This window comes from Streptomyces sp. NBC_00510 (assembly GCA_036013505.1).
GTDB lineage: Bacteria > Actinomycetota > Actinomycetes > Streptomycetales > Streptomycetaceae > Actinacidiphila.
The window spans coordinates 4,397,711-4,417,101 of sequence record CP107851.1 but is presented as its reverse complement, the minus strand read 5'-3'; the positions used below and the strand labels follow the sequence as shown (position 1 = coordinate 4,417,101).

The window sequence follows — 19,391 nt, the reverse complement described above, 5'->3', positions numbered from 1 at the left end:
GGTTTAGATGCCGCGCAGTCTCAAGAAGGGGCCCTTCGTCGACGACCACCTGATCAAGAAGGTGGACGTTCAGAACGAGGCCGGTACCCACAACGTCATCAAGACCTGGTCCCGCCGCTCGATGATCATCCCGGCGATGCTGGGCCACACGATCGCGGTGCACGACGGCCGTAAGCACGTCCCGGTGTTTGTCACCGAGTCGATGGTCGGCCACAAGCTCGGCGAGTTCGCGCCGACCCGCACCTTCCGCGGCCACGAGAAGGACGACCGCAAGTCGCGTCGTCGCTGATCTGCGGAGAGCGAAGACCATGACAGACACCGAAGGGACAACCATGGAAGCCAGGGCCCAGGCGCGGTACATCCGCGTCACGCCCATGAAGGCCCGCCGCGTGGTGGACCTCATCCGTGGCATGAGCGCCACGGAGGCTCAGGCGGTCCTGCGTTTCGCCCCGCAGGCCGCGAGCGTGCCGGTGGGCAAGGTGCTCGACAGCGCCATTGCCAACGCCGCGCACAACTACGACCACACCGACGCCGAGTCGCTGTACATCAGCGAGGCGTACGTCGACGAGGGCCCGACCCTGAAGCGGTTCCGTCCGCGTGCCCAGGGTCGTGCCTACCGGATCCGCAAGCGGACCAGCCACATCACCGTGGTCGTCAGCAGCAAGGAAGGAACCCGGTAATGGGCCAGAAGGTTAACCCGCACGGGTTCCGGCTCGGCATCACCACGGACTTCAAGTCCCGGTGGTACGCCGACAAGCTGTACAAGGACTACGTCAAGGAAGACGTCGCCATCCGCCGGATGATGACGCAGGGCATGGAGCGGGCCGGCATCTCCAAGGTGGAGATCGAGCGCACCCGCGACCGCGTCCGCGTCGACATCCACACCGCCCGGCCGGGCATCGTCATCGGCCGTCGCGGCGCGGAGGCCGACCGCATCCGCGGCGACCTGGAGAAGCTGACCGGCAAGCAGGTCCAGCTGAACATCCTCGAGGTCAAGAACCCGGAGACGGACGCTCAGCTGGTGGCCCAGGCCGTCGCCGAGCAGCTGTCCTCCCGCGTCTCCTTCCGTCGTGCCATGCGCAAGAGCATGCAGAGCACGATGAAGGCCGGCGCCAAGGGCATCAAGATCCAGTGCGGTGGCCGTCTCGGCGGCGCCGAGATGTCCCGCTCGGAGTTCTACCGCGAGGGCCGCGTTCCGCTGCACACGCTGCGCGCCAACGTCGACTACGGCTTCTTCGAGGCCCGTACGACCTTCGGCCGCATCGGTGTGAAGGTGTGGATCTACAAGGGCGACGTCAAGAACATCGCCGAGGTCCGCGCAGAGAACGCCGCCGCCCGCGCCGGCAACCGCCCGGCCCGCGGCGGTGGCAACGACCGTCCGCAGCGCCGCGGTGGCGAGCGCGGCGGCCGTGGCCGTCGTCCCCAGGGTGACGCCCAGGCCCCCAAGGCCGAGGCGACCACCGCTGAGGCTCCGGCTGCGGAGACCACCGGAACGGAGGCCTGACCCCCATGCTGATCCCCCGTCGGGTCAAGCACCGTAAGCAGCACCACCCGAAGCGTGATGGCATGGCCAAGGGTGGCACCGAGCTGGCGTTCGGTGAGTACGGCATCCAGGCCGTCACCCCCGCGTACGTGACGAACCGGCAGATCGAGTCCGCTCGTATCGCCATCACCCGTCACATCCGCCGTGGTGGCAAGGTCTGGATCAACATCTACCCGGACCGTCCGCTCACGAAGAAGCCGGCCGAAACCCGCATGGGTTCCGGTAAGGGTTCCCCGGAGTGGTGGGTCGCGAACGTCAAGCCCGGTCGGGTGATGTTCGAGCTGTCCTTCCCGAACGAGAAGGTTGCGCGTGAGGCGCTCACCCGAGCCGCCCACAAGCTTCCGATGAAGTGCCGGATCGTCCGGCGCGAGGCAGGTGAGCTGTAATGGCGGCCGGTACCAAGGCGACCGAGCTGCGTCAGCTGGGCGACGAGGAGCTCGTCGGCAAGCTGCGTGAGGCCAAGGAGGAGCTGTTCAACCTCCGCTTCCAGGCGGCCACCGGACAGCTCGAGAACAACTCCCGGCTGAAGGTTGTCCGCAAGGACATCGCCCGGATCTACACCCTCATGCGTGAGCGTGAGCTCGGCATCGAGACGGTGGAGAACGCCTGATGAGCGAGAAGAATGTGACTGAGAGCAGCGAGCAGCGCGGTGACCGCAAGACCCGTGAGGGTCTCGTGGTCAGCGACAAGATGGACAAGACCGTCGTGGTCGCCGTCGAGGACCGTGTGAAGCACGCCCTGTACGGCAAGGTCATCCGCCGTACCAACAAGCTCAAGGCGCACGACGAGCAGAACGCCGCGGGCGTCGGCGACCGTGTCCTCCTCATGGAGACCCGGCCGCTGTCCGCGAGCAAGCGCTGGCGCGTCGTCGAGATCCTCGAGAAGGCCAAGTAAGACTGCTCGGCCGGCCGGGCCGCGCGACCCGTTCGCGCGGTCCGGCCCCGGCCGGCACGTAATTCCTGCGGGGGGTTCCCCGCAGGACGGTTCCGCCAGGCTCTCCGGGCCCGCCCCGGAGGGAACCGGCAGACGATCAGGAGATAGACGTGATCCAGCAGGAGTCGCGACTGCGTGTCGCCGACAACACGGGCGCGAAGGAGATCCTTTGCATCCGTGTCCTCGGTGGCTCCGGTCGCCGCTACGCAGGAATCGGTGACGTCATCGTCGCCACCGTCAAGGACGCGATCCCCGGTGGCAACGTGAAGAAGGGCGACGTCGTCAAGGCGGTCGTCGTGCGCACCGTCAAGGAGCGCCGCCGTCCCGACGGTTCGTACATCCGCTTCGACGAGAACGCGGCCGTCATCCTCAAGAACGACGGTGACCCCCGCGGCACCCGTATCTTCGGCCCCGTGGGCCGGGAGCTGCGCGAGAAGAAGTTCATGAAGATCATCTCGCTCGCGCCGGAGGTGCTGTAACCGATGAAGATCAAGAAGGGCGACCTGGTCCAGGTCATCACCGGTAAGGACAAGGGCAAGCAGGGCAAGGTCATCGCGGCCTACCCGGCTGAGGACCGTGTCCTGGTCGAGGGTGTCAACCGGGTCAAAAAGCACACCAAGGCCGGCCAGACCGCCCGTGGTTCGAAGACCGGCGGCATCATCACGACGGAGGCTCCCGTCCACGTCTCCAACGTCCAGCTGGTCGTGGAGAAGGACGGCAAGAAGGTCGTGACCCGCGTCGGCTACCGCTTCGACGACGAGGGCAACAAGATCCGCGTTGCCAAGCGGACGGGTGAGGACATCTGATGACTGCCACCACTTCGCCTCGTCTGAAGGCGCGCTACCGCGAGGAGATCGCGGGCAAGATGCGTGACGAGTTCCAGTACGAGAACGTCATGCAGATCCCCGGTCTCACCAAGATCGTGGTCAACATGGGTGTGGGCGACGCCGCCCGCGACTCCAAGCTGATCGAGGGCGCGATCCGCGACCTCACCACGATCACCGGCCAGAAGCCGGCCGTCACCAAGGCCCGGAAGTCCATCGCGCAGTTCAAGCTGCGTGAGGGTCAGCCCATCGGCGCCCACGTCACCCTCCGCGGTGACCGCATGTGGGAGTTCCTGGACCGGCTGCTGTCGCTCGCGCTCCCGCGCATCCGCGACTTCCGCGGTCTGTCGCCGAAGCAGTTCGACGGCCGAGGCAACTACACCTTCGGTCTCACGGAGCAGGTCATGTTCCACGAGATCGACCAGGACAAGATCGACCGCACCCGGGGTATGGACATCACCGTGGTGACCACGGCGACCAACGACGCTGAGGGCCGCGCGCTCCTCCGTCACCTCGGCTTCCCGTTCAAGGAGGCGTGAGCCGTGGCGAAGAAGGCTCTTATCGCGAAGGCCGCCCGCAAGCCCAAGTTCGGCGTGCGTTCCTACACGCGCTGCCAGCGTTGTGGCCGTCCGCACTCCGTGTACCGCAAGTTCGGCCTGTGCCGCGTGTGCCTTCGTGAGATGGCGCACCGCGGTGAGCTGCCGGGCGTGACCAAGAGCTCCTGGTAACCACCAGGGGCTCTCGGTAAGCAGATGAGTGGCGGGAGCCCAGCCCTGCATACCGTAAGGTAGAAGGGTTGGGCGCCCGCCGCCCATGACCGTCTTACTACGCCGTAGGTCCCCGCGCCGCACCCGTCCCCAGTCTGATGGGGGAGAGGGATGGCGCATATAGGAAACCCCGGCGAGAGAGGCCTAAGGCCATCACATGACCATGACTGACCCGATCGCAGACATGCTGACGCGTCTGCGGAACGCGAACTCCGCGTACCACGACGAGGTCACCATGCCGTTCAGCAAGATCAAGTCGCACATCGCGGAGATCCTCCAGCAGGAGGGTTACATCACCGGCTGGAAGGTCGAGGACGCCGAGGTCGGCAAGAACCTCGTTCTCGAGCTGAAGTTCGGTCCGAACCGCGAGCGCTCGATCGCCGGCATCAAGCGCATCAGCAAGCCCGGTCTGCGGGTCTACGCAAAGTCCACCAACCTGCCGAAGGTGCTCGGCGGCCTGGGCGTGGCGATCATCTCCACCTCCCACGGGCTCCTCACCGACAAGCAGGCAAACAAGAAGGGCGTGGGTGGGGAAGTCCTCGCCTACGTCTGGTAGTCGGGAAACGGAGGTATAGCCATGTCGCGTATTGGACGGCTGCCCATCCCGGTTCCCGCCGGCGTGGACGTCACCATCGATGGCCGGACGGTCTCGGTGAAGGGCCCCAAGGGTTCCCTGACCCACACCGTTGCCGCGCCGATCGAGATCGTCAAGGGCGAGGACGGCACCCTGCAGGTGTCGCGTCCGAACGACGAGCGTCTGAACAAGGCCCTGCACGGCCTGTCGCGCACGCTGGTGGCGAACATGATCACCGGCGTGACCGTGGGCTACGTGAAGAAGCTCGAGATCAGCGGTGTCGGCTACCGCGTCCAGGCGAAGGGCTCCAACCTGGAGTTCGCCCTGGGCTACAGCCACCCGATCGTCGTCGAGGCCCCCGAGGGCATCTCCTTCAAGGTCGAGAACCCCACCAAGTTCTCGGTCGAGGGCATCGACAAGCAGAAGGTCGGCGAGGTCGCCGCGAACATCCGCAAGCTGCGGAAGCCCGACCCGTACAAGGCCAAGGGCGTCAAGTACGAGGGCGAAGTCATCCGCCGCAAGGTCGGAAAGGCTGGTAAGTAAGCCATGGCATACGGTGTGAAGATCGCCAAGGGCGATGCTTACAAGGGCGCCGCCAAGAAGCGCCGCCACATCCGCGTCCGCAAGCGGATCTCGGGCACCGAGGCGCGCCCGCGCCTGGTCGTGACCCGCTCCAACCGCGGTATCACGGCGCAGGTCATCGACGACCTCAAGGGCCACACCGTGGCCTCGGCGTCGCACCTGGACACCTCCATCCGAGGCGTCGAGGGTGACAAGACCGAGCAGGCCAAGAAGGTCGGCCAGCTGGTCGCCGAGCGCGCCAAGGCGGCCGGTGTCGAGACCGTCGTGTTCGACCGTGGTGGCAACCGGTACGCCGGGCGCATCGCCGCCCTTGCCGACGCCGCCCGCGAAGCCGGGCTCGGTTTCTGAGCCGGTTCCGTAGCTAGCGGAAACAGAGAGAGGTAATCCAATGGCTGGACCCCAGCGCCGCGGTGGCGGTGCCGGTGGCGGCGAGCGGCGGGACCGGAAGGGCCGTGACGGCGGCGCAGCTGCCGCCGAGAAGACCGCGTACGTTGAGCGCGTTGTCGCGATCAACCGCGTCGCCAAGGTTGTGAAGGGTGGTCGTCGCTTCAGCTTCACCGCGCTGGTCGTGGTGGGCGACGGTGACGGCACCGTGGGTGTCGGTTACGGCAAGGCCAAGGAGGTGCCGGCCGCCATCGCCAAGGGTGTTGAGGAGGCCAAGAAGCACTTCTTCAAGGTCCCCCGTATCCAGGGCACCATCCCCCACCCCATCCAGGGCGAGAAGGCCGCGGGCGTCGTCCTGCTCAAGCCTGCTTCCCCCGGTACGGGTGTGATCGCCGGTGGTCCGGTGCGCGCCGTTCTGGAGTGCGCCGGCATCCACGACGTGCTGTCGAAGTCGCTCGGCTCCGACAACGCGATCAACATCGTGCACGCCACGGTGGCCGCTCTCCAGGGCCTGCAGCGCCCCGAGGAGATCGCCGCCCGTCGTGGCCTGCCCCTCGAGGACGTGGCTCCCGCGGCTCTGCTCCGGGCGCGTGCTGGGGTGGGTGCGTAATGGCTCGCCTCAAGGTCACGCAGGTCAAGTCGTACATCGGCAGCAAGCAGAACCACCGTGACACCCTGCGTTCGCTCGGCCTGAAGCGGCTGAACGACGTTGTGGTCAAGGAGGACCGCCCGGAGATCCGCGGCATGGTCCAGACTGTCCGCCACCTCGTCACGGTCGAGGAGGTTGACTGACATGGGCACCGACAACACGTCGAACCCGCTGAAGGTCCACAACCTCCGTCCGGCCCCCGGTGCCAAGACCGCCAAGACCCGTGTGGGTCGTGGTGAGGCGTCCAAGGGCAAGACGGCCGGTCGTGGTACCAAGGGCACCAAGGCCCGCTACCAGGTTCCGGCACGCTTCGAGGGTGGGCAGATGCCCCTCCACATGCGTCTGCCGAAGCTCAAGGGCTTCAAGAACCCGTTCCGCACCGAGTTCCAGGTCGTGAACCTGGACAAGCTGACCGCGCTCTACCCCGAGGGTGGCGAGGTCACGGTGGCCGACCTGGTCGCCAAGGGTGCCGTGCGGAAGAACCAGCTCGTCAAGGTGCTGGGCACCGGCGAGATCTCCGTGGCGCTGCAGGTGACCGTCGACGCGGTCTCCGGCTCCGCCAAGGAGAAGATCACCGCCGCGGGCGGCTCGGTCACCGAGCTCGTCTGAGAGTGATGCCACATCCAGCCGGGGATGTTCCGCACTTTCGTGCGGGGCATCCCCGGTTGGTCATTCCGGGGACGGACGCTCGCCGGTAAGGTGGGCCGGGCTAGTCTTGCGGAGCCTGTGCGCTGACGCGGGTCAGGCAACCCCCATCGTTTTGCAGTTCGACCATTCGTAGCTTTCAACACCGTCACCTCCCGCCGAAGAGGCGGGGGGCGCAGGAGGCACCGTGCTCACCGCGTTCGCCCGGGCGTTCAGGACGCCCGACCTGCGCAAGAAGCTGCTGTTCACGCTGGGCATCATGATGCTGTTCCGGCTGGGAGCGCACATCCCGATCCCTGGGGTCGACTACCAGGTGGTCAACTCCTGCATCAAGGCGGTCGGCGGGAACCAGGGCCTCTTCGGCCTGGTGAACCTCTTCAGCGGCGGCGCGCTTCTGCAACTCACGATCTTCGCGCTCGGCATCATGCCGTACATCACCGCGAGCATCATCCTGCAGCTGCTCACCGTGGTCATCCCGCGCCTGGAAGCCCTCAAGAAGGAGGGCCAGGCCGGTCAGACCAAGATCACGCAGTACACGCGCTACCTCACCGTGGCGCTGGCGATCCTGCAGGGCACCGGCCTGGTGGCCACCGCCCGCTCCGGCAGCCTCTTCCAGCAGTGCCCCGACCGCTTCAACATCGTCCCCGACCAGTCGATCTTCACCACGATCACGATGGTCATCACGATGACCGCGGGTACCGCCCTCATCATGTGGCTGGGCGAGCTCATCACCGACCGCGGCATCGGCAACGGCATGTCGATCCTGATGTTCCTGTCGATCGCGGCCGGCTTCCCCGGCGCCCTCTGGGCGATCAAGAAGTCCGGGAAGATCGCGGACGGCTGGGTCGAGTTCGGCGCGGTCATCATGGTGGGTCTGGCGATGGTCGCCCTCGTCGTCTTCGTCGAGCAGGCGCAGCGCCGCATCCCCGTGCAGTACGCGAAGCGCATGATCGGCCGTCGTTCGTACGGAGGAACGTCCACCTACATCCCGCTGAAGGTGAACCAGGCGGGTGTGATTCCCGTCATCTTCGCGTCATCGCTCCTGTACATCCCGTCACTGGTCGTCCAGTTCAGTGGATCGACCTCTACCTGGGCAAACTGGGTCAGGGACAACCTGGTCAAGGGTGATCACCCGATCTACATCACCGCGTACTTCCTGCTGATTGTCTTCTTTGCCTTCTTCTACGTGGCCATCTCGTTCAACCCCGAAGAAGTCGCGGACAACATGAAGAAGTATGGTGGGTTCATCCCGGGCATCCGGGCTGGTCGTCCCACCGCGGAGTACCTCAGCTACGTGCTCAACCGCATCACGTGGCCGGGCGCGATGTACCTGGGGCTGATCGCCTTGGTGCCCACCGTGGCGCTGGTGCTGTTCAACGCGAACCAGAACTTCCCGTTCGGCGGGACGAGCATCCTGATCATCGTGGGTGTCGGCCTGGAGACCGTGAAGCAGATCGAGAGCCAGCTTCAGCAGCGTAACTACGAAGGGTTCCTCCGCTGATGCGCATCGTCCTCGTCGGGCCCCCCGGGGCCGGCAAGGGTACGCAGGCTGCGTACCTTGCCAGGAACCTGTCGATCCCGCACATCTCCACGGGCGACCTCTTCCGGGCGAACATCAGCCAGGGCACGGAGCTGGGCCGCAAGGCCCAGGAGTACATGGACGCCGGCCGGCTGGTACCCGACGAGATCACCATCGGGATGGCCAAGGACCGCATGCTGCAGCCGGACGCCGGGAACGGCTTCCTGCTCGACGGCTTCCCGCGGAACGTGGGCCAGGCGCAGGCGCTCGACAAGATCCTCGCCGAGGCCGGGATAGCGCTGGACGCGGTGCTGGACCTCGAGGTCCCCGAGGAGGAGGTCGTCAAGCGGATCGCCGGTCGCCGGCTGTGCCGCAAGAACGGCAGCCACGTCTTCCACGTGGTGTACAACCCTCCGGCCGGTGACGGCGTCTGCGACGAGTGCGGCGGCGAGCTGTACCAGCGGTCGGACGACACCGAGGAGAAGGTGCGGGTCCGGCTGGAGGAGTACCACAGCAAGACCGAGCCGATCATCGACTACTACAAGCAGCAGGGCCTGGTGCGCACCATCTCGGCCCTGGGCAAGGTCGCCGAGGTGACCAAGCGGGCGATGGACGCGCTGCACGACAAGAAGGACTCGGGCGACAGCGCCGCCTGAGCACATGCGTGACCGGTACGGCCGCGGTGTCCCCCAGGACCCCGCGGCCGTACCGTTGAGGTATCCGGTGGGACGAAGGAAGGCCAGGACCGATGGTGGAGATCAAGAGCCCCGAGCAGATCGCGAAGATGCGCGCGGCCGGCCTGGTCGTCGCCGCGATCCACGAGGCCACCCGTGAGGCGGCCGTCCCCGGAGCCACCACCAAGGACCTGGACGACGTCGCCCGCAAGGTCCTCGCCGACCATGGGGCCAAGCCGAACTTCCTGGGGTACGGCGGTTTCCCCGCCACCATCTGCACCTCCGTGAACGACGTCGTCGTCCACGGCATCCCGGACACCGCGACCGTCCTGAAGGACGGTGACGTCATCTCGATCGACTGCGGCGCGATCGTCGACGGCTGGCACGGCGACGCCGCCTACACGGCGTTCGTGGGCAGCGGCCACGCTCCGGAACTTGTGGAGCTCAGCCGGGTGACCGAGGAGTCCATGTGGGCCGGCATCGCCGCCTTCCGCAAGGGCGACCGGCTGGTCGACATCTCCCGTGCCATCGAGACGTACATCCGCCGGCAGCCGAAGCCCGGCGGCGGCAAGTACGGGATCATCGAGGAGTACGGCGGCCACGGCATCGGTTCGCAGATGCACATGGACCCCCACCTGCTGAACTACGTGTCCCGCAAGCGCGGCAAGGGCCCCCGCCTGGTGCCCGGCATGTGCCTGGCCATCGAGCCGATGGTCAGCCTCGGCACCCCGCTCACCCACGTCCTCGAGGACGAGTGGACGGTCAAGACCGACGACGGCACCTGGTCCTCGCACTGGGAGCACTCCGTCGCGCTCACCGAGGAGGGCCCGCTGGTCCTGACCGCCCGCGACGGCGGCAAGGCCAAGCTGGCGGAGTACGGGATCACGGCCGCGCCGGACCCGCTCGCCTGAGCGCCCCCGTCCGCCGCGCTTACCGATCATCTTTCGCGGGCATACACCCCGGATTCGTCTTTCCAGATCGGCTGACGTAGACTGTCACGTCGGCCCGCGTATGCCTTCAGGCATGCCAAAAGCCGACCAAGGTAGCCGATCCCGAAAGCAGGACATGGCCAAGAAGCAAGGCGCCATCGAAATCGAGGGCACCGTGATCGAGTCTCTGCCGAACGCTATGTTCAAGGTGGAGCTGCAGAACGGTCACAAGGTCCTCGCGCACATCAGTGGCAAGATGCGCATGCACTACATCCGCATCCTTCCCGATGACAGGGTCGTTGTGGAGTTGTCCCCCTACGACCTCACGCGCGGACGGATCGTCTACCGCTACAAGTAGATCTCAAGACCCGGAGAACCTGACATCCCATGAAGGTCAAGCCGAGCGTCAAGAAGATCTGCGACAAGTGCAAGGTGATCCGCCGTCACGGCCGGGTCATGGTCATCTGCGACAACCTGCGCCACAAGCAGCGCCAGGGCTGACGCACGCCGACCTGCACCTCGCAGTTCTTCGCGCGACGCGAAACACATGTACATACGCAGCGCCCGTCCGGTCGGAACGCTCCGGCTGACGGCACCTCCGGCGGGGGCCGGAGACCTGATCCGTACCTGGTACGGCGGTCAGGAACGGCGCTGTGGAAGACCCCCGGACACCAACAGGAGCCATTGAATGGCACGCGTTTCAGGTGTCGACATCCCGCGCGAGAAGCGTGTGGAGGTCGCCCTCACCTACGTCTTCGGCATCGGCCGCACCCTGGCCAAGGAGACCCTCGCCGCCACCGGCGTGAACCCGGACGCCCGGGTCCGCGACCTGGACGAAGAGGACCTGGTCAAGATCCGCGAGTACGTGGACGCCAACATCAAGACCGAGGGTGACCTCCGTCGCGAGATCCAGGCGGACATCCGTCGCAAGGTCGAGATCGGCTGCTACCAGGGCCTGCGCCACCGTCGCGGCCTGCCGGTCCACGGCCAGCGGACCCACACCAACGCCCGCACCCGCAAGGGCCCGCGTCGCGCCATCGCCGGCAAGAAGAAGCCGGGCAAGAAGTAGTCCTCAGCGGACGCTCGTCAGCGGTCTTCGCTGTAGGACCGACCACCTCCACCGGGAGTAACCACATATGCCTCCGAAGGGCCGTCAGGCCGGCGCCAAGAAGGTGCGCCGCAAGGAGAAGAAGAACGTCGCTCATGGGCACGCCCACATCAAGAGCACGTTCAACAACACCATCGTTTCGATCACGGACCCGTCCGGCAACGTGATCTCCTGGGCCTCCGCCGGCCACGTCGGCTTCAAGGGCTCGCGCAAGTCGACCCCGTTCGCCGCGCAGATGGCCGCCGAGTCGGCCGCGCGCCGCGCGCAGGAGCACGGCATGCGCAAGGTCGATGTGTTCGTCAAGGGCCCCGGCTCCGGCCGTGAGACCGCGATCCGCTCCCTCCAGGCCACCGGCCTCGAGGTCGGCTCGATCCAGGACGTCACTCCGACCCCGCACAACGGATGCCGCCCGCCGAAGCGCCGGCGCGTCTGATCAGCAATCCGCTGAGCAGGTAGGAGACAAACAGGAATGGCGCGTTACACCGGGGCCGACTGCAAGCGTTGCCGTCGGGAGAAGCAGAAGCTCTTCCTCAAGGGGAGCAAGTGCGAGAGCGCGAAGTGCCCGATCGAGATCCGTCCTTACCCCCCGGGTGAGCACGGACGCGGGCGCACCAAGGACAGCGAGTACCTGTTGCAGATGCGCGAGAAGCAGAAGTGCGCGCGCATCTACGGTGTCCTTGAGAAGCAGTTCCGCGGGTACTACGTGGAGGCGAACCGCAGGTCCGGCAAGACCGGTGAGAACCTGCTCCGCATCCTCGAGTCCCGGCTGGACAACGTGGTCTACCGGGCGGGCTTCGCCAAGTCGCGTGATCATGCGCGGCAGCTGGTCCGTCACGGCCACTTCCTCGTGAACGGCGTCAAGACCGACATCCCGTCGGCCCGTGTCGTCGCGAACGACATCGTCGAGGTCCGCGAGTCCTCCCGTAACCTGACGCCGTTCGCGGTGGCCCAGGGGGAGGCCGGCGAGAGGACCGTCCCGGCCTGGCTGGAGGCGATCCCCTCGCGTCTGCGGATCCTCGTGCACAACCTGCCCGAGCGCCCGGTGATCGACACCCAGGTGCAGGAGCAGTTGATCGTCGAGCTCTACTCGAAGTAGCAGCGCTCACGGTCCCGGGCGGTGCGGTGCTCCTGGCGCCGCGCCGCCCGTACCCTTGAAGCCTCGGCATCAAATAGTGGGTGCCGAAGACTGGAGGCATTACCCCATGCTGATCGCTCAGCGCCCTTCGTTGGCCGAAGAGGTCGTCGACGAGTTCCGTTCCCGGTTCGTGATCGAGCCGCTGGAGCCGGGCTTCGGCTACACCCTCGGCAACTCGCTCCGCCGCACGCTCCTCTCCTCGATCCCGGGTGCCGCCGTCACCTCGATCCGGGTCGACGGCGTCCTGCACGAGTTCACCACCGTGCCGGGTGTCAAGGAGGACGTCACCGACCTCATCCTCAACATCAAGCAGCTCGTCGTCTCCTCGGAGCACGACGAGCCCGTCGTGATGTACCTGCGCAAGCAGGGCCCGGGTGTGGTCACCGCCGCCGACATCGCGCCTCCGGCCGGTGTCGAGGTGCACAATCCCGACCTCGTCCTGGCCAGCCTGAACGGCAAGGGCAAGCTGGAGATGGAGCTGACCGTCGAGCGCGGTCGCGGCTACGTCTCGGCCGTCCAGAACAAGCAGCAGGGCCAGGAGATCGGCCGCATCCCGGTCGACTCCATCTACAGCCCGGTGCTCAAGGTCACCTACAAGGTCGAGGCGACCCGTGTCGAGCAGCGCACCGACTTCGACAAGCTGATCGTCGACGTCGAGACCAAGCAGGCCATGCGTCCCCGCGACGCGATGGCCTCGGCCGGCAAGACCCTGGTCGAGCTGTTCGGTCTCGCCCGCGAGCTGAACGTCGACGCCGAGGGCATCGACATGGGCCCGTCCCCCACGGACGCCGCCCTGGCGGCGGACCTCGCGCTGCCGATCGAGGAGCTCGAGCTCACCGTCCGTTCCTACAACTGCCTCAAGCGTGAGGGCATCCACTCGGTGGGTGAGCTCGTGGCACGCTCGGAGGCCGACCTGCTCGACATCCGCAACTTCGGTGCGAAGTCGATCGACGAGGTCAAGGCGAAGCTGGCCGGCATGGGCCTGGCCCTCAAGGACAGCCCGCCCGGATTCGACCCGACCTCCGCCGCCGACACCTTCGGTGCGGACGACGACGTCGACGCCGGCTTCGTGGAGACCGAGCAGTACTGATCTGACTGCCCCCAGGCGTCCGCCTGGGGGGCCTGACACCGGTACCTGACACGGCCGGTGCAGAGATTGAGGAGAAACACCATGCCGAAGCCCGCCAAGGGTGCCCGTCTGGGCGGCAGCGCCGCGCACGAGCGTCTGCTTCTCGCGAACCTCGCGAAGTCGCTGTTCGAGCACGGTCGCATCACCACCACCGAGGCCAAGGCGCGCCGTCTGCGTCCGGTCGCGGAGCGCCTGATCACCAAGGCGAAGAAGGGCGACATCCACAACCGTCGCCTGGTACTGCAGACGATCACGGACAAGGGCATCGTCCACACGCTCTTCACCGAGATCGCCCCGCGGTACGAGAACCGCCCGGGTGGTTACACCCGCATCACCAAGATCGGTAACCGCCGCGGCGACAACGCGCCGATGGCCGTCATCGAGCTGGTGGAGGCGCTGACCGTGGCCCAGCAGGCCACGGGTGAGGCGGAGGCCGCGACCAAGCGCGCGGTCAAGGAGGCCGAGGCCAAGACCGAGGCTCCGGCCGAGGTCGAGGACAAGGCCGAGGCCACCGAGGCTCCGGCCGAGGAGTCCAAGGACGCCTGACGTCCTGACCGGACGGGCCCGCACCCAGATCTCTGGGGGCGGGCCCGTCCGCGCGTTTGAGAGGATCTGCGGGTGAGTGTGGCGAGCGATGAGGTGGAGCCCGGGTACGTCCGGGTGCGGCTGGACCTGGCGTACGACGGGGCCGAGTTCTCCGGCTGGGCGAAGCAGCGCAACCGGCGGACCGTGCAGGGGGAGCTGGAGTCGGCCCTGCGGACGGTGCTGCGGCTGCCCGAGCCGGTCGAGCTGACCGTCGCCGGGCGTACGGACGCGGGTGTGCACGCCCGCGGGCAGGTCGCGCACGTCGACCTGCCGGAGGACGTCTGGGCGGCGGAGGGCGGCAAGCTGCTGCGCCGGCTGGCCGGACGGCTGCCCTGGGACGTACGGGTGTGGAAGGTCTCGCAGGCCCCGGCCGGCTTCAACGCGCGCTTCTCCGCGATCTGGCGCCGCTACGCCTACCGGGTCGGCGACCACCAGGGCGGGGTCGACCCCCTGCTGCGGGGGCACGTGCTGTGGCACGACCGGCCGGTGGACGTCGACCTGATGAACGAGGCGGCGCGCAAGCTCCTCGGCGAGCACGACTTCGCGGCCTACTGCAAGAAGCGGGAGGGCGCGACGACCATCCGCACCCTCCTGGAGCTGCACTGGGAGCGGGACGCCTCCGGGCTGGCGGTGGCGACCGTACGGGCGGACGCCTTCTGCCACAACATGGTGCGCGCCCTGGTCGGCTCGATGCTGCTGGTCGGCGACGGCCACCGGCCGGCCGGTTTCCCCGGGGAGGTCCTGGCGGGACGGGTCCGGCACTCGGCGGTCAACGTGGTGCGGCCGCACGGGCTGACCCTGGAGGAGGTCGGCTACCCGGCGGACGAGCTGCTGGCCGCGCGTAACCGCGAGGCCCGCAACATGCGTACCCTGCCGCTGCCGCGCGCCTGAGGGGCGGCCGCGCCGCACCGGGCCGCCGCGGGCCCGTGCGTTCATCTGCGGCGCCGCAGTGCCGTGACCACCTGCGTGAGGACGTAGCCCGAGCCCAGGGACGTCAGCACCAGCGGGACCGGGCGGAGGCGGTCGTGGAAGGCGCCCCACCAGGAGAAGCAGGCGGCCGGGACGAGCAGCAGCAGGTAGAGCGCGCGCATCGCCCACCAGCGGGCGGGGAGGCGCACCGGGGTGTCCCGTGGGGGGAGCGGCATCGCGCCCGTCTCCGTGGTGAGGGTGTCCCTGACCCCGGAGAGGAAGCCGCGCGGGGCGAGCACCCGGGCCCCGGGCACCCCGTCGAGCGCGGCCGGACGCTCCCCGAAGCCCTCCGGCAGCACCGGCAGGCCCAGTGCCGCCACCGTGTCCGCGAGCCGCCGCCCCGGGTCGTCCATGCCGCGCAGCAGCGCCGTGAGGGGCCGTGCGTCGTGGACGCCGTAGGCCGCGGCGAGGGCGGCGGCCGTGGCGCCGGCGGCGTCCAGGGAGGGTACGGGCGCCCCCGGTGCCCACTCGTGCGCGGCGACCTTCCTGCCCTTGGCGTACAGCGTGATCCCGTACCGGTCGCCCGAGCGCTGCAGGACGACCGCGGGCCACTTCTCGCCCGCCGTGAACAGGTCGACCGCCCCCGCCAGACTGCCTTCCCCGGTCAGCTCGACATGGGTGAATCCCGCTCCCGCCGGGGCCAGCCGCAGCTCGGTCCGGCACAGCAGCGCCGCCTGCGCGACGGCGGTGAGCGGTGCGGAGGCCACCGCCAGGGCGCGCGGCGCCCAGTCGGGGGCGCCGGCCGGTACGGGGACCGCGGGCGGGGCGGAGAAGAACGGCGTGCGGGTGGCGACCTGCATCCGCACCCCGGTACGGAAGTCCAGGAACTCCTGGCGGGGGTCCGCGCCCAGGTGGGCCCAGGGGAGGCTGGTGGCGTGCACGCCGATGTCGCGGAAGACGCGCAGCGCCTCCTCCCAGCGGCCCGCGCGCATCAGCATCAGCGCCAGGTGGTTGCGGAACCCCGCCGCCTCCGGGTCGCCGGGGTCGTACCAGCCGGACAGCTCCAGGGCGCGGTCCACGGCGGCGGCGATGCGGGCGGGCTCGACGGCGTCCGCGCCGGACGCGTCGTCGGCGGCGGGTCCGCCCGCGACGATCTCGTACTCGACGGCGGCGAGCAGCGGCAGTGAGTTGATCTTCGAGCCGGGCAGCGCCTCCTCGGCGGCCTGCTCGGCGAAGTCGAACATCTCGCGGTGGGCGCCGTACCACTTGGCGCACAGGTACTGCAGGGCGGAGGCGTGGCAGCCGTAGTGGTGCGGGGCGCGCTCGACGGCCTCGGTCCAGTACGCGTCGAAGATCTCCCGCGAGGACTGCATGCCCCGCGCGTGGGTGAGCGCGACGCGCCACGGCACGGGGTCGGCGGGGTTGAGCTCGGCGGCGGCGCCGATCACCGGCACCGCGTCCTTGAGCAGCGCGAAGAAGGCCTTGAACTGCTCCGGCGAGACCTCAAAGGCGCGGGCGCCGCTGCGTATCTCCCAGGCCTGGAGGACGCACAGGTCGGCCTTGACCAGCGCCGCGTCCGGGTCCTCGGGCGCGGCGGCGAGCCAGGCGTCCAGCCACCCGGGGTTGTGGAGCGCGAACTGCGCCAGCTCGCAGACGTAGGTGTCGCGCAGTTCCCACTGGCAGCCCAGCCGGCTCGCGGACAGCAGCTCCCGGGCGGGCCCGTGGTCGCCGGTGCCCGCCGCCGCGAGCGCGCCGCGCAGCGGGACGCCGGGGACGTCCAGGAGGACGGCCTCGTCCGGTGGCAGGCCGGCCCCGACGGCGGCGCCGTGGCGGAGCATGCGGGGCAGGGTCAGCAGCGTGCGCAGGGAGGGCATGGGTGGGGTCAGCCGGCCGGCGTGCCGGCCTCGGTGGGGCAGGGGCCGGAGCCGCCGGATCCGACCCGTCCGAGGAGCACGTGGCGCCGCTCCCGGGGGACGCCCGGGACGCCCTGCCGTCCCGGCGGTGCGGTCCATCCCTCGTCCGGGTGGTACGGCTGCAGCGGCCCGTCAGTCATGGCGCGGATTCTATAGAGGAGAAAACCAGTTTGGCGGCGGGCGACCGTGCTACGAGAATCCACGGCATGGGACATGTGGACGTTGCGCATCTGGAGTACTACCTGCCGGACGGCCGGGTGTTGCTGGGCGACGTCTCGTTCCGGGTGGGCGAGGGCGCCGCGGTGGCCCTCGTCGGGGCGAACGGCGCCGGCAAGACGACCCTCCTGCGGCTGATCTCCGGTGAGTTGAAGCCGCACGGCGGCACGGTCACGGTGAGCGGCGGGCTGGGGGTCATGCCGCAGTTCGTCGGCTCGGTGCGGGACGACCGCACCGTGCGGGACCTGCTGGTGTCCGTGGCGACGCCGCGGATCCGCGAGGCCGCCGCCGCCGTCGACGCCGCCGAGCTGGAGATCATGGCGCAGGACGACGAGGCCGCCCAGCTGGCCTACGCGCAGGCGCTCAGCGACTGGGCCGAGGCCCGCGGCTACGAGGCCGAGACGGTCTGGGACATGTGCACCACGGCCGCGCTGGGCGTCCCGTACGAGCGGGCCCAGTGGCGCGAGGTGCGGACGCTGTCGGGCGGCGAGCAGAAGCGGCTGGTGCTGGAGGCGCTGCTGCGCGGCACCGACGAGGTGCTGCTGCTGGACGAGCCGGACAACTACCTCGACGTCCCCGGGAAGCGCTGGCTGGAGGAGCAGCTGCGGCAGACCAGGAAGACGGTGCTGTTCGTCTCCCACGACCGGGAGCTGCTGGCCCGCTCCGCCGAGAAGATCGTCAGCGTGGAGCCGGGACCGGCCGGTTCGGACGTGTGGGTGCACGGCAGCGGCTTCGCCACGTACCACGAGGCGCGGCGCGAACGCTTCGCCCGCTTCGAGGAGCTGCGGCGGCGCTGGGAGGAGGAGCACGCCCGGCTGAAGAAGCTCGTGCTGACCCTCCGTCAGCAGGCGGCGATCAGCCCCGACATGGCCTCCCGCTACCGGGCCGCGCAGACCCGGCTGCGGAAGTTCGAGGAGGCGGGGCCGCCGCAGGAGCCGCCGCGCGAGCAGGACATCCGCATGCGGCTGTCCGGCGGGCGCACCGGCCTGCGCGCCGTCACCTGCGGGCGGCTGGAGCTGACCGGGCTGATGAAGCCGTTCGACCTGGAGGTCTTCTACGGGGAGCGGGTGGCCGTCCTCGGTTCGAACGGCTCGGGCAAGTCGCACTTCCTGCGGCTGCTGGCCGGTGACCCCGGCGTGCGGCACACGGGGGAGTGGAAGCTGGGCGCGCGGGTCGTACCGGGGCACTTCGCGCAGACGCACGCGCACCCGGAACTGGCGGGGCGCACCCTCGTCGACATCCTGTGGACCGAGCACGCGCGCGACCGCGGCAAGGCGATGTCCGCCCTGCGTCGCTACGAGCTCGACCGGCAGGGCGACCAGCGCTTCGACCAACTGTCGGGCGGGCAGCAGGCGCGCTTCCAGATCCTGCTGCTGGAGCTGGCCGGGGCGACGGCACTGCTGCTGGACGAGCCGACCGACAACCTGGACCTGGAGTCGGCGGAGGCGCTGCAGGAGGGGCTGGAGGCGTTCGACGGGACCGTGCTCGCGGTGACGCACGACCGCTGGTTCGCCCGCAGCTTCGACCGGTACCTGGTCTTCGGTGCGGACGGGGTCGTGCGGGAGGCGCCGGAGCCGGTGTGGGACGAGACACGGGTCGCGCGGGAGCGGTGACCGGGGGCCCGGGTCGGGGGCCCGTGGCCGCGCCCCCGAGGCGGGCGTGCGGGCGGGGGCGGCCGGTGCGGGCACGCCCCCGCACCGGCTGTTTTGACCCGAACGGGCAGCCGCGGGTATTCTGCAGGTTCGTTATGCGTATTGGCTTGCTCGTTCTCACGTGAGAGGCCGCTACGCCGGTCCACCGGGCCGATGACCAGCGTTCACCTCGCGGTATGCGTCGCCGCAGGGTGACAGGGCTGTCGTGATCGTCCGGGTGGCCTTGTCAGTACCCACTCACTGAAGAAGCGAAGGCTACGACCGTGCGTACGTTCAGCCCCAAGCCCGGCGATGTCCAGCGCCAGTGGCACGTCATTGACGCGCAGGACGTCGTCCTGGGCCGTCTGGCGTCCCAGACCGCGTCCCTCCTGAGGGGCAAGCACAAGCCGATTTATGCGCCTCACGTCGACACCGGTGACTTCGTCATCATCATCAACGCCGACAAGGTGCACCTCTCCGGTAACAAGAAGCAGCAGAAGCTGGCCTACCGCCACTCGGGCTTCCCGGGCGGTCTGCGTTCCGTCCGCTACGACGAGCTGCTCGACAAGAACCCCGAGAAGGCCATCGAGAAGGCCGTCAAGGGCATGCTGCCCAAGAACAGCCTGGGCCGCCAGATGCTCTCCAAGCTGAAGGTGTACGCGGGTGCCGAGCACCCGCACGGCGCCCAGCAGCCGGTTCCGTTCGAGATCAGCCAGGTCGCGCAGGGCTAGTCCCGGCCACC

General features: G+C 68.7%; 31 protein-coding genes. 29 read left to right on the top strand and 2 right to left on the bottom strand.

Features of this window, described 5'->3' with window-relative positions; genetic code table 11:
- The first annotated feature begins 7 nt into the window (after positions 1-7).
- The 27 genes from rpsS to truA all read left to right on the top strand — a co-directional run bounded on the left by rpsS (position 8) and on the right by truA (position 14,871).
- Positions 8-289: a 30S ribosomal protein S19 gene (rpsS, locus tag OG937_19645; GenBank protein ID WUD73744.1), complete on the top strand. Its 282-nt coding sequence runs from the start codon at positions 8-10 to the stop codon at positions 287-289.
- Positions 290-332: 43 nt separating this feature from the next.
- Positions 333-680, top strand: a complete 348-nt coding sequence (rplV, locus tag OG937_19640) for a 50S ribosomal protein L22 (GenBank protein ID WUD73743.1) — start codon at positions 333-335, stop codon at positions 678-680.
- On the top strand, positions 680-1,504 hold the full coding sequence (gene rpsC, locus OG937_19635; protein WUD73742.1) for a 30S ribosomal protein S3: 825 nt from the start codon (positions 680-682) through the stop codon (positions 1,502-1,504). The genes rplV and rpsC overlap by 1 nt, the downstream gene beginning before the upstream one ends.
- 5 nt (positions 1,505-1,509) lie before the next feature.
- On the top strand, positions 1,510-1,929 hold the full coding sequence (gene rplP / locus OG937_19630) for a 50S ribosomal protein L16 (protein ID WUD73741.1): 420 nt from the start codon (positions 1,510-1,512) through the stop codon (positions 1,927-1,929).
- Positions 1,929-2,153: a 50S ribosomal protein L29 gene (gene rpmC / locus OG937_19625; protein ID WUD73740.1), complete on the top strand. Its 225-nt coding sequence runs from the start codon at positions 1,929-1,931 to the stop codon at positions 2,151-2,153. Before rplP ends, rpmC begins: the two co-directional genes overlap by 1 nt.
- Positions 2,153-2,437: a 30S ribosomal protein S17 gene (gene rpsQ, locus OG937_19620; protein ID WUD73739.1), complete on the top strand. Its 285-nt coding sequence runs from the start codon at positions 2,153-2,155 to the stop codon at positions 2,435-2,437. The genes rpmC and rpsQ overlap by 1 nt, the downstream gene beginning before the upstream one ends.
- Before the next feature lie 149 nt (positions 2,438-2,586).
- Positions 2,587-2,955 carry a 50S ribosomal protein L14 gene (gene rplN, locus OG937_19615; GenBank protein WUD73738.1) on the top strand — a complete coding sequence of 123 codons (369 nt, stop codon included), beginning with the start codon at positions 2,587-2,589 and terminating at the stop codon, positions 2,953-2,955.
- Positions 2,956-2,958: 3 nt separating this feature from the next.
- The gene (gene rplX / locus OG937_19610; protein ID WUD73737.1) at positions 2,959-3,282 is read left to right on the top strand and encodes a 50S ribosomal protein L24; all 324 of its coding nucleotides are present in this window, start codon (positions 2,959-2,961) and stop codon (positions 3,280-3,282) included.
- Positions 3,282-3,839, top strand: coding sequence for a 50S ribosomal protein L5 (gene rplE, locus OG937_19605; GenBank protein ID WUD73736.1), 558 nt, complete (start codon positions 3,282-3,284; stop codon positions 3,837-3,839). Before rplX ends, rplE begins: the two co-directional genes overlap by 1 nt.
- 3 nt (positions 3,840-3,842) lie before the next feature.
- Positions 3,843-4,028: a type Z 30S ribosomal protein S14 gene (locus OG937_19600; GenBank protein ID WUD73735.1), complete on the top strand. Its 186-nt coding sequence runs from the start codon at positions 3,843-3,845 to the stop codon at positions 4,026-4,028.
- 196 nt (positions 4,029-4,224) lie between these two features.
- Positions 4,225-4,623: a 30S ribosomal protein S8 gene (rpsH, locus tag OG937_19595; GenBank protein ID WUD73734.1), complete on the top strand. Its 399-nt coding sequence runs from the start codon at positions 4,225-4,227 to the stop codon at positions 4,621-4,623.
- A gap of 21 nt (positions 4,624-4,644) precedes the next feature.
- Positions 4,645-5,184 (top strand): 50S ribosomal protein L6, encoded by a 540-nt coding sequence (gene rplF / locus OG937_19590; GenBank protein ID WUD73733.1) that lies wholly within the window; start codon positions 4,645-4,647, stop codon positions 5,182-5,184.
- A 3-nt stretch (positions 5,185-5,187) separates the two neighbouring features.
- Positions 5,188-5,571, top strand: coding sequence for a 50S ribosomal protein L18 (gene rplR, locus OG937_19585; protein ID WUD73732.1), 384 nt, complete (start codon positions 5,188-5,190; stop codon positions 5,569-5,571).
- 40 nt (positions 5,572-5,611) lie between these two features.
- A complete protein-coding gene (gene rpsE, locus OG937_19580) occupies positions 5,612-6,217 on the top strand; it encodes a 30S ribosomal protein S5 (GenBank protein ID WUD73731.1) in 606 nt (201 codons plus the stop codon).
- Positions 6,217-6,399, top strand: coding sequence for a 50S ribosomal protein L30 (rpmD, locus tag OG937_19575; protein WUD73730.1), 183 nt, complete (start codon positions 6,217-6,219; stop codon positions 6,397-6,399). The genes rpsE and rpmD overlap by 1 nt, the downstream gene beginning before the upstream one ends.
- Position 6,400: 1 nt before the next feature.
- The gene (gene rplO, locus OG937_19570) at positions 6,401-6,865 is read left to right on the top strand and encodes a 50S ribosomal protein L15 (protein ID WUD73729.1); all 465 of its coding nucleotides are present in this window, start codon (positions 6,401-6,403) and stop codon (positions 6,863-6,865) included.
- A gap of 223 nt (positions 6,866-7,088) precedes the next feature.
- Positions 7,089-8,402 (top strand): preprotein translocase subunit SecY, encoded by a 1,314-nt coding sequence (secY, locus tag OG937_19565; GenBank protein WUD73728.1) that lies wholly within the window; start codon positions 7,089-7,091, stop codon positions 8,400-8,402.
- Entirely contained in the window at positions 8,402-9,076 is a 675-nt protein-coding gene (locus tag OG937_19560) for an adenylate kinase (protein WUD73727.1), read from the top strand. The genes secY and OG937_19560 overlap by 1 nt, the downstream gene beginning before the upstream one ends.
- A gap of 92 nt (positions 9,077-9,168) precedes the next feature.
- Positions 9,169-10,005, top strand: a complete 837-nt coding sequence (gene map / locus OG937_19555; protein WUD73726.1) for a type I methionyl aminopeptidase — start codon at positions 9,169-9,171, stop codon at positions 10,003-10,005.
- A 154-nt stretch (positions 10,006-10,159) separates the two neighbouring features.
- Positions 10,160-10,381 carry a translation initiation factor IF-1 gene (gene infA, locus OG937_19550; GenBank protein WUD73725.1) on the top strand — a complete coding sequence of 74 codons (222 nt, stop codon included), beginning with the start codon at positions 10,160-10,162 and terminating at the stop codon, positions 10,379-10,381.
- Positions 10,382-10,410: 29 nt separating this feature from the next.
- Entirely contained in the window at positions 10,411-10,524 is a 114-nt protein-coding gene (rpmJ, locus tag OG937_19545) for a 50S ribosomal protein L36 (protein WUD73724.1), read from the top strand.
- A 187-nt stretch (positions 10,525-10,711) separates the two neighbouring features.
- Positions 10,712-11,092, top strand: coding sequence for a 30S ribosomal protein S13 (rpsM, locus tag OG937_19540; protein WUD73723.1), 381 nt, complete (start codon positions 10,712-10,714; stop codon positions 11,090-11,092).
- A 67-nt stretch (positions 11,093-11,159) separates the two neighbouring features.
- Complete coding sequence (gene rpsK, locus OG937_19535) at positions 11,160-11,564, top strand: 30S ribosomal protein S11 (GenBank protein WUD73722.1); 405 nt, start codon at positions 11,160-11,162, stop codon at positions 11,562-11,564.
- Between the two features lie 36 nt (positions 11,565-11,600).
- Entirely contained in the window at positions 11,601-12,227 is a 627-nt protein-coding gene (gene rpsD / locus OG937_19530; protein WUD73721.1) for a 30S ribosomal protein S4, read from the top strand.
- A 106-nt stretch (positions 12,228-12,333) separates the two neighbouring features.
- Positions 12,334-13,356: a DNA-directed RNA polymerase subunit alpha gene (locus OG937_19525; GenBank protein WUD73720.1), complete on the top strand. Its 1,023-nt coding sequence runs from the start codon at positions 12,334-12,336 to the stop codon at positions 13,354-13,356.
- A gap of 81 nt (positions 13,357-13,437) precedes the next feature.
- Positions 13,438-13,941, top strand: a complete 504-nt coding sequence (gene rplQ / locus OG937_19520; protein WUD73719.1) for a 50S ribosomal protein L17 — start codon at positions 13,438-13,440, stop codon at positions 13,939-13,941.
- A gap of 72 nt (positions 13,942-14,013) precedes the next feature.
- Positions 14,014-14,871, top strand: coding sequence for a tRNA pseudouridine(38-40) synthase TruA (truA, locus tag OG937_19515; GenBank protein WUD73718.1), 858 nt, complete (start codon positions 14,014-14,016; stop codon positions 14,869-14,871).
- 41 nt (positions 14,872-14,912) lie between these two features.
- Here the strand turns inward: truA and OG937_19510 are convergent, their stop codons facing one another.
- Both OG937_19510 and OG937_19505 read right to left on the bottom strand, forming a co-directional pair.
- Positions 14,913-16,763 carry a hypothetical protein gene (locus OG937_19510; GenBank protein ID WUD73717.1) on the bottom strand — a complete coding sequence of 617 codons (1,851 nt, stop codon included), beginning with the start codon at positions 16,761-16,763 and terminating at the stop codon, positions 14,913-14,915.
- An 8-nt stretch (positions 16,764-16,771) separates the two neighbouring features.
- A complete protein-coding gene (locus OG937_19505) occupies positions 16,772-16,942 on the bottom strand; it encodes a hypothetical protein (GenBank protein WUD73716.1) in 171 nt (56 codons plus the stop codon).
- Between the two features lie 66 nt (positions 16,943-17,008).
- On the opposite strand from OG937_19505, the gene OG937_19500 reads away from it, so the two are divergent.
- Positions 17,009-18,631: an ATP-binding cassette domain-containing protein gene (locus OG937_19500; GenBank protein ID WUD73715.1), complete on the top strand. Its 1,623-nt coding sequence runs from the start codon at positions 17,009-17,011 to the stop codon at positions 18,629-18,631.
- Between the two features lie 302 nt (positions 18,632-18,933).
- The gene (gene rplM, locus OG937_19495; GenBank protein ID WUD73714.1) at positions 18,934-19,380 is read left to right on the top strand and encodes a 50S ribosomal protein L13; all 447 of its coding nucleotides are present in this window, start codon (positions 18,934-18,936) and stop codon (positions 19,378-19,380) included.
- The last annotated feature ends 11 nt before the right edge of the window (positions 19,381-19,391 follow it).

Bases quoted from the DNA above. Each gene is read 5' to 3' on its own strand.
- rpsS (WUD73744.1), top strand. From the start codon at position 8: ATGCCGCGCAGTCTCAAGAAGGGGCCCTTCGTCGACGACCACCTGATC.
- rplV (WUD73743.1), top strand. From the start codon at position 333: ATGGAAGCCAGGGCCCAGGCGCGGTACATCCGCGTCACGCCCATGAAG.
- rpsC (WUD73742.1), top strand. From the start codon at position 680: ATGGGCCAGAAGGTTAACCCGCACGGGTTCCGGCTCGGCATCACCACG.
- rplP (WUD73741.1), top strand. From the start codon at position 1,510: ATGCTGATCCCCCGTCGGGTCAAGCACCGTAAGCAGCACCACCCGAAG.
- rpmC (WUD73740.1), top strand. From the start codon at position 1,929: ATGGCGGCCGGTACCAAGGCGACCGAGCTGCGTCAGCTGGGCGACGAG.
- rpsQ (WUD73739.1), top strand. From the start codon at position 2,153: ATGAGCGAGAAGAATGTGACTGAGAGCAGCGAGCAGCGCGGTGACCGC.
- rplX (WUD73737.1), top strand. From the start codon at position 2,959: ATGAAGATCAAGAAGGGCGACCTGGTCCAGGTCATCACCGGTAAGGAC.
- rplE (WUD73736.1), top strand. From the start codon at position 3,282: ATGACTGCCACCACTTCGCCTCGTCTGAAGGCGCGCTACCGCGAGGAG.
- rpsH (WUD73734.1), top strand. From the start codon at position 4,225: ATGACCATGACTGACCCGATCGCAGACATGCTGACGCGTCTGCGGAAC.
- rplF (WUD73733.1), top strand. From the start codon at position 4,645: ATGTCGCGTATTGGACGGCTGCCCATCCCGGTTCCCGCCGGCGTGGAC.
- rplR (WUD73732.1), top strand. From the start codon at position 5,188: ATGGCATACGGTGTGAAGATCGCCAAGGGCGATGCTTACAAGGGCGCC.
- rpsE (WUD73731.1), top strand. From the start codon at position 5,612: ATGGCTGGACCCCAGCGCCGCGGTGGCGGTGCCGGTGGCGGCGAGCGG.
- rpmD (WUD73730.1), top strand. From the start codon at position 6,217: ATGGCTCGCCTCAAGGTCACGCAGGTCAAGTCGTACATCGGCAGCAAG.
- rplO (WUD73729.1), top strand. From the start codon at position 6,401: ATGGGCACCGACAACACGTCGAACCCGCTGAAGGTCCACAACCTCCGT.
- OG937_19560 (WUD73727.1), top strand. From the start codon at position 8,402: ATGCGCATCGTCCTCGTCGGGCCCCCCGGGGCCGGCAAGGGTACGCAG.
- map (WUD73726.1), top strand. From the start codon at position 9,169: ATGGTGGAGATCAAGAGCCCCGAGCAGATCGCGAAGATGCGCGCGGCC.
- infA (WUD73725.1), top strand. From the start codon at position 10,160: ATGGCCAAGAAGCAAGGCGCCATCGAAATCGAGGGCACCGTGATCGAG.
- rpmJ (WUD73724.1), top strand. From the start codon at position 10,411: ATGAAGGTCAAGCCGAGCGTCAAGAAGATCTGCGACAAGTGCAAGGTG.
- rpsM (WUD73723.1), top strand. From the start codon at position 10,712: ATGGCACGCGTTTCAGGTGTCGACATCCCGCGCGAGAAGCGTGTGGAG.
- rpsK (WUD73722.1), top strand. From the start codon at position 11,160: ATGCCTCCGAAGGGCCGTCAGGCCGGCGCCAAGAAGGTGCGCCGCAAG.
- rpsD (WUD73721.1), top strand. From the start codon at position 11,601: ATGGCGCGTTACACCGGGGCCGACTGCAAGCGTTGCCGTCGGGAGAAG.
- OG937_19525 (WUD73720.1), top strand. From the start codon at position 12,334: ATGCTGATCGCTCAGCGCCCTTCGTTGGCCGAAGAGGTCGTCGACGAG.
- rplQ (WUD73719.1), top strand. From the start codon at position 13,438: ATGCCGAAGCCCGCCAAGGGTGCCCGTCTGGGCGGCAGCGCCGCGCAC.
- OG937_19510 (WUD73717.1), bottom strand. From the start codon at position 16,763: ATGCCCTCCCTGCGCACGCTGCTGACCCTGCCCCGCATGCTCCGCCAC.
- OG937_19505 (WUD73716.1), bottom strand. From the start codon at position 16,942: ATGACTGACGGGCCGCTGCAGCCGTACCACCCGGACGAGGGATGGACC.
- OG937_19500 (WUD73715.1), top strand. From the start codon at position 17,009: ATGGGACATGTGGACGTTGCGCATCTGGAGTACTACCTGCCGGACGGC.